This window comes from Thermomicrobiales bacterium (assembly GCA_023954495.1).
Classification (GTDB): domain Bacteria; phylum Chloroflexota; class Chloroflexia; order Thermomicrobiales; family CFX8; genus JAMLIA01.
Map to the genome: position 1 here is coordinate 1 of JAMLIA010000019.1, position 14,240 is coordinate 14,240.

Genomic DNA, 14,240 nt, shown 5'->3' on the forward strand with positions numbered 1-14,240 from the left:
ACTGCTCGCCATTGCTGGCATTGCCGACTCGCTGGACTGGTAACCTCCATGTTCCCCTGTCATCTTGAGGTCGCAACCGAAAGATCTCCCACCCATTCACCGCAGTCCAACGCAGAAGTTCTCACCTGCGCACTCGTAGTGACAGTGGCCACGAGAAGCTGCCGGATGGACACGTTGGCGTTGATCGCCAAGCCCGAGGCCACGCTCAGACTCATCGTCTTACACAATAAGTCAAAGAACTCCTTGACATACTGCGTTCAACGAGCGTACAGTGTCACTATCGGAGAAGGCCAGTGCGCAATCTTCCCGGCCGTCCCCGAAATCGTTTGCAACGTCGATCACGGCTTCATCGCCAAGGCTTCCTGACTCGCGATCACATGCGTGTACAGAGAAGCGCATTGCCCCGGCCGCCGTGAAGATGAGATGGACAGGAGGAGCGTAGAGGGCAAATCGCAGACAACACCAGGTTGGCAGGATGTTTCAAGCGTCCATTGGCAATGAAGCCGATGGGCAGACAACGGCCAGAGCTGGCCGCCATCCTCGCCAATCACCGGATGTGACGTGTGGTTGAAATCAGCGTATTCGAAAGGACAATTCACCCGTGAGACGCCTTGGACTGCTAGTGGGATCCGCCCTGCTTGCCCTCGCTATCGTGTTCCCCGTCGCCGCTGCTGATGGTGATCAGCTGGAAGTTCCGTTTACCGAGCAGAACGACTCGGGCATCACCGGCACCGCGACGTTCGTCGAGCAAGCCGGGAAGACAACCGTCACCGTCGATCTGATCGGCTCCGCGACGGACGTGGAACAGCCCTCCCACATTCACGTCGGCACATGCGACAACCTCGATCCCTTGCCTACCTACCCGCTCAACAACATCGTTGACGGTCACTCAGAGACAGTCGTCGACGTGACGATCGCGACGCTGCTTGCCTCGCCGTTCGCCGTGAACGTGCACAAGTCGGCCGAGGAAATCGACACCTACGTTGCCTGCGCTGAAATCGTCGCCAGCACCAGCGGACAGGTGATGCCTAACACTGGCGGTGGCCAGAACAGCGACACGCTGCCAATTGCCGCGATCGCCGGCCTCGTGCTGATCGCGCTCGGTGGCGGACTGTTCGTCGTTCGCCAGCGCATGGCCTGATAGCGACGCATTCATCGAATGCATGCCGCGCCCGACACTTGCCGAGCGCGGCGCGCTCACCAGATGTGGAGACAATACGTGCGACCCATGAGGCTCCCCAAACCCGTCCGCATCGGAAGGGTACTCACACTCGCGCTGTGCATCGTGACAGCAATGGCGTTCGTCGCCGCCTGTGGTGGCGGCTCAGACGACAAGACGAGTGATGCGCCGACAGCAGTCCCGACGGTGGCTGCCGCCGCGTCACCAACGGAAGCTCCCACCGCGACGCAAGCTGCTGCGACGGTCGAACCGACGATGGAACATGCAACGATGTCTGAATATCCCGTCGAGCAAGCCACGTCCGCAACCAGCGCGGCGACCGTGACTGCGCCGACAACCACGGCAGCGCCAGACTCCAAACAGGTCGAAGTCCAGATCCTCGACTTTAAATTCGAGCCCGCCGTGCTGGAGGTCGAAGCGGGCACAACCGTGACGTTCATCAACAAGGGCGTCGACCACACTGCCACTGCCAAAGACGATCCCTCTATCTTCGATTCCGGCATCCTGCACACCGGAGACTCGTTTAGCGTCACCTTTGACACGCCCGGCATGATCGACTACTGGTGCCTGTTGCATCCGAACATGCTCGGCATGATCATGGTGCGTTAGCCAGAACCATCGTGAGGTAGCGCCTGATGTCGCAACCGCGAGCCGCAGCCATCATCAGAATCGTCGCCGTCCTGCTCATTGGCGCGGGCGTCATCTTGCTCACCGCCGCGCTGCGATCCACCACACACGAAACCGCCGAGATCGCCCGTGAACGCGCCCGATTCGAAGCAATCGGCGCGTTCCAACCCCCGGCGACTGCGGTCAGTGGCGAGTCCCGACCGAGCCCGACGACAACGCCGACCGCCAGCAGCCCTGCACCAACAGGTGCCGACCTCGTCATCTCTGCGCAGATTGGACCGGAGCAAGGAGATCTGTCGGCGTCAGACCCAACAACTCCGGTGCGCACACCCACTCCCCCGGTTGATATGCCCCCGCCAACGCACATCACGATCGCGGCGGTCGGCATCGATACTGATATCGTCGAGGTTGAACCGAAGACCGACAGTGTTGATGGCCAGCTTGTGGAAACCTGGAGCGTCGCGGACTGGGCCGCGGGCCACCACGTCGGTAGCGCTGACCCGGGCGAGAACGGCAATATCGTCCTCGCCGGTCACGACGATGTCCGTGGCGAAGTCTTTCGGGGCCTGCATGACATCGAGCTGGGCGCGGAAGTCCTGCTCACAACACCCGATGGCGTGTATCGCTACGTCGTTGAAGAGATTCATGTTCGCCTTGAGCGCGGCGCGCCACTCTCCGAGCGTCTGGCCACCGGCGTGTTCATCGCACCGATGCCTGAGGAGCGATTGACGCTCATCACCTGCTGGCCATACGGCGTTGACGACCATCGCATCATCGTCGTCGCGAAACCGGCCGACTGATCGGCTCGCACTCCCGCGCAGTGAATCCGCCAGCGGTGACTGCCGCTTCTGTGTCATGGCGATTCGGGCGCGCACGCGATCCGCGTCCGACACAACCCAGCGCAGCCGAGACTCCTCGCATGCGCACCCCACACGACGGTTCAAGAGACGGGCCCACGGCGGGCCATCCCGTGTTAGAGTGCGGCTCATCAGGCTTGTACTCACAGGGAGGAGAGACGCCACGATGGCAGTCGATACACAGACGGACCTGGCAGCGTTGCGCGAGCGCGTTCGGGCAGCGATCACGGGGGAGAAGGATCACGTTGTCGAGGTCGCCGAGACGATCCGGGTGAACCCTGAACTCGGTTACGAAGAACGCATGGCCTCACAGCTCCTGACCGACCACCTCAAGGAGGCTGGCTTCGAGGTCGAGAAGCCCTACAAGGGCATCGAGACTGCTTTCCGCGCGACCCGCAAGGGCAAGGGCGACGGGCCGACAATTGCCGTGCTCGCCGAATACGATGCGCTGGCCGGCATCGGGCATGGCTGCGGCCACAACCTGATCGGCGGCTCCGGCCTCGCTGCGGCGCTCGGACTCGGCGCGGTGATCGACGAAGTCGATGGCACCGTCGTCATCATGGGGACACCGGCTGAAGAGGGCGGCGGCGGCAAGATCAAGCTCGCCGAAGCGGGTGCGTTCGATGATGTCGATGCCGCCGTGATGATCCACCACGCCGGCGACCGCTCCGGCGCGGCGACCGAGTGGCCACAGGGCACCTGCCTCGCCGTCCAGAGCCTCAAGATGGAGTTCTTTGGCAAGCCGGCCCACGCCGCCGCCGACCCATACAACGGCGTCAACGCGCTCAATGCGCTGATCAAAGTGTTCACCGGCATCGACGCGCTGCGCCAGCACATCCGCATGGAGGCACGCATTCACGGCATCATCACCCACGGCGGCGATGCAGCCAACGTCGTGCCAAACCACTCCGCCGGCGAGTTCCTCGTCCGCGCCGACACCCGCGACTATGTCGACGAACTGGTCGAGAAGGTCAAGAACATCGCCCAGGGTGCGGCGCTGATGACCGGCTGCGAGGTGCAGATCGCCGAGGGCGAGATGCACTACGACATGCGCCCGAGCTATGTCATCGGTCGCGTCTATCAGGACAACATGGCGGAGGTCGGCATTGACCTGAGCAAGGGTCGCGAAGGCCGCGGGATGCACTCGACGGACTTCGGCAACGTCTCCTACCTCATTCCTTCAGTCACCGGCTCGTTCGCCATTTCGCACACTCCGATCCCCGGACACTCGCAGCAGGTCGTCGACGCCTCCGGGTCCGAGTTCGGCTACGAGCAGTACGTCAAAGTCTCGACAGCGATGGCACTGACCGTCCTGGATCTCCTGACAAATCCGGAACTTCTACAGGAAGCCAAGGATGCTCACGCTCGCTGGTCTGAACTGTACGAGCGATAAGGGGACGGTGTGGCAAACGACAGAGCTGATGCGCTCCGTGAACGCGTGCGGATCGCAATCGAGAATGAACGCGAGCATCTGGTTGAGGTCGGCGAGACCATCCGGCTAAACCCCGAGCTCGGCTATCAGGAGTTCATCGCCTCGCAAACACTTGCTGACCAGTTGCGCGAGGCGGGCTTCGAGGTAGAGAAGCCGTACAAGGGCATCGAGACATCGTTCCGCGCCACCCGCAAGGGATCTGGCGATGGTCCGACCGTCGCGATCCTGGCCGAGTATGACGCACTGCGTGGGATCGGGCACGGCTGTGGCCACAACCTGATCGGCACCTCCGGCCTGGCAGTCGCGATCGGCCTCGGCGAAGTCATCGACGAGCTCTCCGGCACGATCACCATCATCGGCACGCCAGCAGAAGAGGGCGGCGGCGGCAAGATCAAGCTGCTCGAAGCCGGTGCGTTTGATGACGTTGATGCGGCGCTGATGGTGCATCACATGAGCGACCAGACCGGCTCGGCAGTCAACTGGCCAGACGGCACCAGCCTGGCGACGAACGGCCTGACCTTCGAGTTCTTCGGCAAACCAGCCCACGCTGCCGGCGATCCGTACAACGGCGTCAACGCGCTCAACGCCGTCATCCAGACGTTCGAAGGCATCGATGCGTTGCGCCAGCACCTAACGATGGATTCTCGCATCCACGGCATCATCACCCACGGTGGCGATGCCGCGAACGTCGTGCCGAAGTACGCAGCCTGCACGTTCGGCATCCGCGCCTCGTTCAGCGAGACGGCAGCCGACCTGGCAGCGAAGGTGCGCAAGATCGCGGAGGGTGCCGCGCTCATGACCGGCTGTGAGCTGAAGGTCACCGAGCGCGAGTCGGCTTACGCCGATCGTCGCCCGAGCTACGTCATCGGCCGACGCTACGAAGCCAACATGGTGGCAGCCGGGCTGGATATCAGCAAGCGCCCGAGCGGGCGGATGATGGCCTCGACCGATCTCGGCAATGTCTCGCACAAAATCCCGGCGGTGACCGGCAACTTCGCGATTGCGACGACGCCGATCCCGCACCACTCACAGCAAGTCGTCGAAGCGTCCGGCTCCGAGTTCGGCTACGACCAGATGGTCAAGGTCTCGACCGCGATGGCCTGGACAGCGCTGGACATCCTGCTCGATCCCGCCATCAGCGAGGAAGCCTGGGACGAGCAGAAGCACTGGATGGAACGCTACACAGACTGAGGACGCAGCTGGGGTCGGTGAGCCGGCCCCAGCGCACACGCAACAACAGGAGGCTCCATGCCCGAGCTATCAAGCCGCGCCGACCTGCTGAGCACCTTGCAATCGCTGAGCAACGATATCGACCAGCTTGCCAGTCAGGTCAACCCGGAGTTGGCGGCGCAACCAAACACCTTCGGCGACTGGTCGTTCAAGGACGTCATCGCGCACCTGAACAGCTGGCGGCTGCTGACGGCTGCGCGACTCGAAGCGGGCGTATCCGGCAAGGAACCGGAGCTGCCCTGGCCGTCGCATCTGGACGAAGATCGCGACATCGACGGCCTCAACCGCTGGCTCTATGAGTCGAATCAGGACAAGTCGCTGGACGAGATCATGACCGACTCACGCGCGACGTTTGAGCGCAGCGCGGCGGCGATCAGTGCAATGCCCGAGGATGCTCTCATGCAGGTTGGGCACTTCAGCTGGCTGTCGGGCTATGCTCTCGGGCCGGCTGTCGTTCAAGGTACCTGGGAACATTTTCACATCGACCACGAACCGGAGATTCGCGCGTGGCTCAAGAAGCAGGGGATATCTTCCTAGCTTCCGCCGACCACGTCTGAGTGCTCCGACGCAGTCACTGGAGCACTCAAAGCATCACCTTCCACCCGCAGGTCCGGCAGCCAGCGCAGCCAACGCGGCATGTACCAGTTCCACGAGCCGAGCAGCGCCATCGTCGCCGGCACGAGGATCGTTCGCACGATCGTCGCATCGATGAAAATCGCAACCGCCAGCCCAAAGCCGAGCTGTTGCAGTTCGACAAGCTCGCCCAGGGAGAAGGCGAAGAAAACCACCACCATAATCAACGCCGCGCCGGTGATGATCTTGCCGGTCGATTCCAACCCGATTGCGACCGATTGGCGGTTGTCACCAGTCTGATCGTAATGCTCGCGAATCCGGCTCAGCAGGAAGACATGGTAGTCCATCGAGAGGCCGAAGAGGATGCAGAACAGAAAGATCGGCAGCCAGTTAGTAATGATGTCCGTTTGCCGAAAGCCAACCAGTCCGGTGCCGTAGCCCTTCTGGAACACGAGCACGAGGATGCCGTAGGTCGCGCCGACTGACAGCAGGTTCATCAGGATGGCCTTCAGCGGCACGACTACTGAGCGGAACGCCAGCGTCAGCAGAATGAAGCTCAGGCCGAGGACAAACGCGAAGACGAAAGGCGTGCGATCGGCGACGACCTGATTGAAGTCGTCATTGAAGGCCGGTGTACCACCGACAAGCACGCGGTCTGCGAGATCGCCGAAGGCAGCCGGTACAAGATCACCGCGCAGACGGCGGACCGCGTCCGTCGCCTCTACTGCGGACGCATCGACGGTCAGCGGCGTCGTCAGCAGCGTCAGGTCGCCTGCATCATTCGTTTCCGACTGCACGGGACCAAATGTCGCATCATCAGCCATGCTCGCCGTCAGTTGCTCGACGCCTGCCACCACGGCTGGATCGTCGGCTGGCGCATCAATCACGATCTCGATCGGTGCAATCACTCCGGCGAAGAAATCGCGCGAGACGATGTGATACGCCCGCAGGATTGAGCCTTCGGGGTAATTCTCGACGCCGACGAGACCGGTTCGAAAATCGCGGATCGGCAGTGCCAGGGCAATCAGCAGTCCACCAGCAAGCACGATGCTCATGACCGGGCGGGCCATCACAATGTGGCTGATTCTGGCCCACACACCATGATGCAGTGCTGGATTGTTTGATGCCTGGCGATGGAACGCACGGCGGCGCGGCCAGTTGATCTGGTCGCCCAGTAGCCCCAGTAACGCAGGAACGAGCGTGGCCGACGCGGCGACCGAGATCGCGACAACGATCACGGCTCCGGCACCGACGCTGCGGAAGATTGTCAACGGCATCAGAAACATGCCCAGCAGAGCGATGATGACGGTCGTGCCGGAGAAGACAACCGCCTTCGTGGCCGAGCCACCAGCACGTTCGATCGCATCGTGGCGCTCGAAGCCACGGGCGCGCTCCTCGCGATAGCGCTCAATGATGAACAGCGAGTAGTCGATCCCGACCGCGAGCCCGATCATTGTGATGACGTTCAGGATCAGCGAGGTGAGGTCCATCGCCAGCCCAACGAATGCCGTGACGCCAATTGCGACCGCGATGGCTGCCAGCGCAACGACAAGTGGGACCAACGCGGCGATCAACGCGCCGAAGACGAGAATCAGCACCAGCAATGCCACAGGCAGGCCGAAGATCTCCGCCTGCTCCAGATCTTCTTGTGCACGCCGGTTATAGTCGTGTGAGACACTGAGGTCGCCAACCGTAAGCACCTCTACACCATCGTGCGACTGGCGCAGGACAGTGTCGGTGAACAGCTCCCCGAACGCTTCAACTGCCTTGAGGTCGCCAGTAAGCGTGACCGGAATGATTGTCGAGTGGCGATCTGCCGAGACCAGCAGCGCGGCCTCCGGCGCTCCAGCAGCCTCGGCCTGGATGAAGTTCACTGCCGATGCGACAACGTCCGTTAACGCCAGTAAGTCGGCCGTGGTCTGTTCGACAACCTGCTGGAATACCGGATCGTCAACAGTCAGTGAGGACGAGGTGACGACAACCGTTTCGCCGACGGGCTCGACGCCTTGCATCCGATCCTCAATCAGACGCAGCGCGCGCACCGACTCCGGGTTGTTGGTGAATTCAGCCTGACCGGTCAAGTTGCTCGGCAGCACCGCCTGCGAGACGAGGCCCGCTGCCATTGCGGTGATCCAGAGGATGATGACGAACCACGGTCGCTGAGAGCTCGCACGGGCCAACCGCGCAATCGACATCGGCGCTTCCCTGACTGCTTCGCAACCGGCATTTCCGCCACTCCGGCGCGCAACCAGAAAGGAAGTATCCCATACAGGGTGCCGGGCGGGCCGAGCAGTTACCAGTCCATTTGAGCGTGACTGGATCGAATGGGTGGGGACGTCTCACTGCTGTTCGAAGTGCCTAACCCGCCAGACTCAATCCAGCGCCGGAGCGATTCCTTGCGGCTCATACGCACACGCGGTGTCGCTCTCAAGATAGTCGCCCGTCCGGGCAAAGGCACGCGAGCGTGAGCCGCCGCAGATGGCGCGGAACTCGCAGACGCCGCACTTGCCCTTCAGCAGCGACGGGTCGCGGAGCTCCTGGAAGACGGGGTGGTTGCGGTAGACATCGACAACCGAGTCGGACCGCACATTCCCGGCGACGACCGGCAGGAAGCCGCTCGGGCAGATTTCACCGATATGCGAAATGAAGCAGAACCCGTTGCCGGCGTTGACCGCCCGCGTCGCGCGACCGATGCCATCCGCCGACTGAAAGCCGAGGCCAGCGATCGGTGCGCGCTGGTGCTGCATCAGAACCCGGCGGTAGTGATAGCCCTCAGTCAGCTTCAGGTTCCACGACGCGGTCAGGCTCCGTTCTGCGAGCCACTCGAAGACCTGCTCGTATTCGTCATCCGTCAGCTCATCCAGATCGACGCCGCGCCCGGTCGGCACCAGGCAGAACACCGCCCAGACGACCGCGCCGAGCGATTCGGCCAGGTCGGCCATCTGCTCCATATAGGGCAATGTCCGTGCGCAAAGCGTCGTATGAATCTGGACCGGGATTCCCAGCCGATGCGCGGCGGCGATGATCTCCATCGACCAGCCGAACGAGCCGTCGACGCGCCGAAACGCATCATGGGTTTCGGCGTCCGGCCCGTCCAGGCTGACTGCGATGCGCGACAGGCCAGCCTCTTGCGCCTCGGCCAGCTTGCGCTCGCTGGTCAGCGCTGTGCCGGCCGGAGTCAGCGTGCAGCGCACACCGCTCGCGGTCGCGTGGCGGATCAGGTCGTTCAGGTCGGGGCGACGCATCGGATCGCCGCCGGTCAGGATCAGGACAGGCGGGACGTCGAAGCGCGCGATATCGTCGATGACGCGCAGCGCCTCTTCGGTGCGCAACTCGCGCGGATCGCGGCGCAACTGCGCCTCGGCGCGACAGTGGACGCAGGCGAGATTGCAGGCCCGGGTCAGCTCCCACGCCAGAACAAACGGCTGTCGGTTGAAGTTGCTCTCGGCCAGCACCGGCCGTTGCGGCAGCACAGCAGCGCCACTCATCGCGCAGTCCTTCCCGGGCGTCCATCATCTCAGCGCACGAACCAGCGCAGCACAGTCTGCCTGCGCTGCGCTCTCGCTTGCGATGATGGCGGCTCAGGCTACGTCTACGCTGTGAGATAGATCACAATTACCCAGAATTGCTCGGTTTATCGGCGACGAGGAACGCACCCTGACGGCGCAACGAGCCGTCGGCGATCATGGCTTCGACGAGCGCGTTGATGCTGGCGCGCATTTCGGTTGAGGCTCTGCCGAAGCCCAGCAGGTTCGCCGTTGCCGTCGTCACGTCCTCCTCCTGCAGGCCGTAGGAATCGGCGACGGCGGTCAGGACAGCGCGGTGCAGCTCCTCCGGCGCGATCATGTCCAGCGAGCGATCCCGCGACGGCAGCCCGACCCGGTTGCGCACCGTCGCCTCGGTCATGTTCGGTGCCCAGAGGAAGTCGCCCTGCCGCCGGATCTTGCCGTCTCGAACAGCCGCAGCAACGGCGTTGTTCATCGACATCTGGATCCGGTTCCCGATCCGTCCGCTACCGGCAGCGTCCGCAACGCGCCGCATGGCAACGTCGATGTGCACCGGGCTCTCGACGGCAACAACTTCCGCGAACCAGTCGGCCATGCGTTCAGTCTGGACCTCATGCAGATCCTTGCCGCGCAAGCTCACCTTTGGCTTGGCCACGACGTAGGCCGGCATCGTGCTGGTTGACTGCTCCTCGGCCTCCGGCGCAGCTTCCACTCGCGAAACCGGACCCAGTTGGACCATCGGCGCGACTTCACTCTCCACACCAGTTCGCGCCGCCTCGATCTCAGCGATGAGGTCCTGAAGCTCACGCTCGGGGCTCCGGAACCAGTCGGTACTCCACAGTTGGTAGACGCGCCAGCCAAGACGCTGCAGTACAGATCGTCGCGAGCGGTCGCGGTCGCGCGACGAACGCGCCGCTGCATAGGTCGGGCCATCACACAGGATCGCCATCAGGTAGCGTCCCGGCTGGGCCGGGTCCTTCACAGCCAGGTCGATGTAGAAGCCGGAGGAGCCGACGTGCGGCTCGATCTCGTAGCCCGCCTCCTCCAATGCGGCACGAACGACAGCGTCGAACGGTGCCTCGCTGGATACGCTGGACGACGCGGTCTGCGTCGTGCCCTTCTCGGCAAATCGCAAGAACTCCTTTAGCGCGTGGACACCGCGTGCCGACGTCCGGCTCAGGTCGATATCGTCGGCGGAGAGATTCGTGAAGACTTCGCAGCGCTGTTTGGCGCGGGTAATCAGCACGTTGAGCCGTCGCTCGCCGCCCTCGGCGTTGAGCGGCCCGAAGTTCATCGCCAGCGAGCCATCGGCTGTCTTGCCATAGCCGACGCTAATGAAGATGACATCGCGCTCGTCGCCCTGCACGTTCTCCAGATTCTTGACGAAGAACGGCTCGAACGGATGGTCGGCGAAGAACGACTCGCCCGAATCATCTTCACGACGCAAGCGCTCCAGCTCGTCGATGATCGCGTCGGTCTGCGACAGGCTAAACGCCGCCACCCCGAGAGTCAGGTCGGGCGTCGTGCGCGCGTGCTCCATGACGGCTTCAGCAACGGCGTGCGCCTCGTCGCGGTTCGTCCGCGATCCACCTCGATCGTAGCTCGTGTCGGCGAGATAATGGTAGATCAGCCCGGCATCATGGCGATCGGCGTCCGGGCTGGGGAAGACAACCAGCTTGTTGTCGTAGAACTCGCTGTTCGAGACGGCGATGAGTGACTCGTGCTGGCTGCGGTAGTGCCAGCGCAACATTCGCTGCCGCGCGCCCTGCCCGGCGAACATCTCCAGGATGCTCTCGGTGTTGGCGGTCAGGTCGTCCTCATCCACGTCATCGCGCTCGATGAGCGTGTCGAAGAAGCTGGTTGGTGGCAGCTGCTTGCTGTCACCAACGACCACCGCCTGCTTGCCGCGCACGAGCGCGCCGAAGGCATCCACCGGCTTGACCTGGCTAGCCTCGTCAAAAATGACGAGGTCGAACTTCAGCGTGCCGGGTGGGATGTAGGTTGGGATCGAGAGCGGGCTCATCATGAAGACCGGCTTGATCGCCTGAATCGCATTCCCGGCCCGCGACATCAGTTGCCGCACCGGCATGTGACGCGTCTTCTTGGCGAACTCGCGGCGCAGGATGCCGAGCTGCCCACCAGCCTCGTAGCGCGGCAGGCGCTCCCAGTGATTCAGCGCCAGTCGGGCCCGGTTGAGCTGGAACGTGAGCTGATCCAGCTCGCCGAAGCGTGAGACGGCGAGGTTGTGCGCCGGTGCATCGAACTGTGCCAGCGGCGGCCGCTCGCGAATCGCGCGCTCCAGCAGGACGGCGAACCGTCCGGCACGGACCGCATCGCCCAGCCGCGTACCGGCCTCGTCCCAGCCCGCCGCCGCCTCAGCGACGCCGGCCATGTCCTCCTGCGCGCAGGCCTCAGCCGAGCGATTGAAGCTGACCATCTGGTCGAGGTCGCCGAGCCGATCCTGCCAGCCGGACAGCATCCAGCGGATAGTGTCGAACGACTGCGACTCCAGCGTCGCACCGGCACCGAAACGCCGCGACGCATCGAAATCCAGCAACTTCGTCAGCGCCGCAATGCGCGAATCCCAATCGCTGCGGCACTGCTGCACCGCTGCGGCTGCCGCGCGGATCGGAGCCAGATCGGGCCGCGTCGCCGCGAGCGCCACCGTCCCGCTGGGCAGCTTCCCGGCTGCTTCGTCGGCATGCAGTGCCGACACCCATTCAGCTGCCGGAGAGAGAGCGGCCCAGTCGGATGCAGCGCCCTGCCAGCGTTCCGCGAAGAGTTGCTTACCCAACCCGGCCTGAGCGTCGATCGTCTCGGCATCGCGTTTGGCAGCCAGGATGTCGTCCAGCAACGCAACCTGCGCGTCGATGCCGTCCGGCAGCCCACCCTGAACCAGCCCGGCGAGCTTCGACTTCGCGCCACGATAGCCGCCTGAGATGAACCGCCACCACTTACCGCGCCAGCCGTTGAGCGTCTGGCGCGTCTCCAGTACATCGGCGGTCCACGCCTCGGGGATCAGCGTCGCGGACTGTCGTTGACGAATCTCGGCGTACGCCTGCCCGGTGTCGATCAACCCGCGCACGTCGTCCCGTCGAGCCGACCACTCCGGTGCATCAATCGCGACGCCGGTCAGGTCCGGCGCGGCCAGCAGCCGGTTCGCCGCCGCCAGCTGTTCGTCCGCGTCCTGCAGCGTCATCGGCTCGGGCATCGAGAGCGCTTGCGCAAGCGTGCGCTGGTCGTTGCGCAGCGCGTCGAGCGCAGACGATGCGCCAGGCACCTGCGCGGCAATCTGCTCACGCTCGCTGGGCAGCACGACCGACTTGTGACTGCCCCAGAAAGGGTGATCGGCCGGGCGGCCCATCGCGGCGATGCGCGCCTGTAATTCAGCGACCACTTCATCGCGCCGCGTCGCAGCGGCGGCATCCCAGTCGGCCATCGACGCCTGGTCGAAGCGCGGCCAGGTCGCATCGCCGCGCAGCTTCGCCAGCCGCAGCAGCTCGCCGTAGGTCTGATACGGCGACACACCACTCTCGCCAATCGGGTCGTTGACAGCGCGCGCATAGTCGTTCAACCGCTGGCGTTGCTCGGCCAGCAGCGTGACCTGATTGTCGGCATCTGTTGCAAGTTGCGGCTTGCCCAGCTCCAGCGTGCGTGCCAGCTCGGACAGCACGATGCGCTTGTTCATCTTGTTGCTGTGCAGCTCCAGGCAGGCGTCGCCAAGGCCGATGCTGTCGAGTCTGCGCTTGACCACTTCCAGCGCCGCCAGCTTCTCGGCGACGAACAGGACGGTCTTGCCCTGCCCAATCGCTTCGGAAATGACGTTCGTGATCGTCTGCGACTTGCCGGTACCCGGCGGCCCCTGAATGACGAGGTTCTGCCCGCCGTTGACATCGAGGATCGCCAGCGTCTGGGTGCTGTCCGCGTCCATCACCTCGCGCGCCTTGTCGACCGGCAGCAGCGGATCGATGAACGCATCGTCGGCGATGGCCGGGGCGCTGTCCTTGAAACCATCGTCGGTGAGCAACGGGACGATGATCTCGTGATCTGCCAGACCGCCGGTGTCGGGCCAGGTCGAGACATCGAGGTCGTGGTACATCAGGAAGCGACCGAACGAGAAGAAGCCAACGACCACCGAACCGCCGTCGATCGACCAACGTGACTCAGCCGCGATCGCCTCCTGCCAGGCCGCGAAATACGCGTTGAGGTCAAGATCTTCGACCTCCGGCAGGGGCGGCGCAGTCAGGCGGAAATCAACGCTGAGCTTGGCGGCCAGCGAGAGATTGTCGCCAATGTCATCGCCGGTCCAGCCAATCGTGAACCGCTCACGGGCGTTGCTACGCTGGATATCGACCGGCACGAGCAGCAACGGAGCCTTCCGCGGTGTGTCACTGGTTTGCGTTTCAAACCAGGTCAGCATCCCGAGCGCAACGAACAGCGTGTTGACGCCCTGCTCCTCGATGAACGTGCGCGCTGCGTAGAACGTCGTCAGGAGCCGCGTCTGCAACTCCTCCGGCGAGACGGCTGTTTGGAGAATGGTGTCCTTCTGGCGCTTGCTGATCTGGTCGGGCGTCTCGTCCGCCGGTTGGGGCAATGCATCGCTGGAGGCGTCTGACTCGGCTCCCGGCGCGAATGACATGCGCTTGCCGTCGGTTACCAGAATCCGGAAGACTTCGGCGGCATCCTCATCAACAACCTCAACGCCGCGCGCCTTGAGCGTACGGTAGTTGATCAGGAAGTTGCGCAGTCCGAGATCCAGCAGTTCGCGGCGGGCCAGCTCCAGTCGGTCCTGAACGACGGAGGTCGGCTGAGCCGGTGAAGAATCGGCAACCATG

The 14,240-nt window shown here is 63.6% G+C and carries 9 protein-coding genes; 6 read left to right on the forward strand and 3 right to left on the reverse strand.

Features of this window, described 5'->3' with window-relative positions:
- Positions 1-601: 601 nt before the first annotated feature.
- From M9890_05615 to M9890_05640, 6 genes are all read left to right on the forward strand, one after another.
- Positions 602-1,141: an LPXTG cell wall anchor domain-containing protein gene (locus M9890_05615; GenBank protein MCO5176434.1), complete on the forward strand. Its 540-nt coding sequence runs from the start codon at positions 602-604 to the stop codon at positions 1,139-1,141.
- A gap of 153 nt (positions 1,142-1,294) precedes the next feature.
- Positions 1,295-1,789 (forward strand): cupredoxin domain-containing protein, encoded by a 495-nt coding sequence (locus M9890_05620; protein MCO5176435.1) that lies wholly within the window; start codon positions 1,295-1,297, stop codon positions 1,787-1,789.
- A 26-nt stretch (positions 1,790-1,815) separates the two neighbouring features.
- Positions 1,816-2,607 carry a sortase gene (locus M9890_05625; GenBank protein ID MCO5176436.1) on the forward strand — a complete coding sequence of 264 codons (792 nt, stop codon included), beginning with the start codon at positions 1,816-1,818 and terminating at the stop codon, positions 2,605-2,607.
- A gap of 223 nt (positions 2,608-2,830) precedes the next feature.
- Positions 2,831-4,057 (forward strand): M20 family metallopeptidase, encoded by a 1,227-nt coding sequence (locus tag M9890_05630; GenBank protein ID MCO5176437.1) that lies wholly within the window; start codon positions 2,831-2,833, stop codon positions 4,055-4,057.
- Positions 4,058-4,066: 9 nt separating this feature from the next.
- Complete coding sequence (locus M9890_05635; protein MCO5176438.1) at positions 4,067-5,287, forward strand: M20 family metallopeptidase; 1,221 nt, start codon at positions 4,067-4,069, stop codon at positions 5,285-5,287.
- A 57-nt stretch (positions 5,288-5,344) separates the two neighbouring features.
- Entirely contained in the window at positions 5,345-5,863 is a 519-nt protein-coding gene (locus tag M9890_05640) for a ClbS/DfsB family four-helix bundle protein (protein MCO5176439.1), read from the forward strand.
- Here M9890_05640 and M9890_05645 read toward each other — a convergent pair.
- The 3 genes from M9890_05645 to M9890_05655 form a co-directional block, all read right to left on the reverse strand.
- Positions 5,860-8,094 (reverse strand): MMPL family transporter, encoded by a 2,235-nt coding sequence (locus M9890_05645; GenBank protein ID MCO5176440.1) that lies wholly within the window; start codon positions 8,092-8,094, stop codon positions 5,860-5,862. The two genes, M9890_05640 and M9890_05645, sit on opposite strands and share 4 nt — an antisense overlap.
- Positions 8,095-8,271: 177 nt before the next feature.
- Complete coding sequence (locus tag M9890_05650; GenBank protein ID MCO5176441.1) at positions 8,272-9,387, reverse strand: TIGR04053 family radical SAM/SPASM domain-containing protein; 1,116 nt, start codon at positions 9,385-9,387, stop codon at positions 8,272-8,274.
- Between the two features lie 127 nt (positions 9,388-9,514).
- The gene (locus M9890_05655; protein MCO5176442.1) at positions 9,515-14,239 is read right to left on the reverse strand and encodes a DUF3320 domain-containing protein; all 4,725 of its coding nucleotides are present in this window, start codon (positions 14,237-14,239) and stop codon (positions 9,515-9,517) included.
- Position 14,240: the final 1 nt, after the last annotated feature.

What these genes read in the sequence shown, in the direction of transcription:
- M9890_05620 (MCO5176435.1), top strand. Translation starts at nt 1,295, where the DNA reads ATGGCGTTCGTCGCCGCCTGTGGTGGCGGCTCAGACGACAAGACGAGT.
- M9890_05625 (MCO5176436.1), top strand. Translation starts at nt 1,816, where the DNA reads ATGTCGCAACCGCGAGCCGCAGCCATCATCAGAATCGTCGCCGTCCTG.
- M9890_05630 (MCO5176437.1), top strand. Translation starts at nt 2,831, where the DNA reads ATGGCAGTCGATACACAGACGGACCTGGCAGCGTTGCGCGAGCGCGTT.
- M9890_05640 (MCO5176439.1), top strand. Translation starts at nt 5,345, where the DNA reads ATGCCCGAGCTATCAAGCCGCGCCGACCTGCTGAGCACCTTGCAATCG.
- M9890_05645 (MCO5176440.1), bottom strand. Translation starts at nt 8,094, where the DNA reads ATGTCGATTGCGCGGTTGGCCCGTGCGAGCTCTCAGCGACCGTGGTTC.
- M9890_05650 (MCO5176441.1), bottom strand. Translation starts at nt 9,387, where the DNA reads ATGAGTGGCGCTGCTGTGCTGCCGCAACGGCCGGTGCTGGCCGAGAGC.
- M9890_05655 (MCO5176442.1), bottom strand. Translation starts at nt 14,239, where the DNA reads ATGGTTGCCGATTCTTCACCGGCTCAGCCGACCTCCGTCGTTCAGGAC.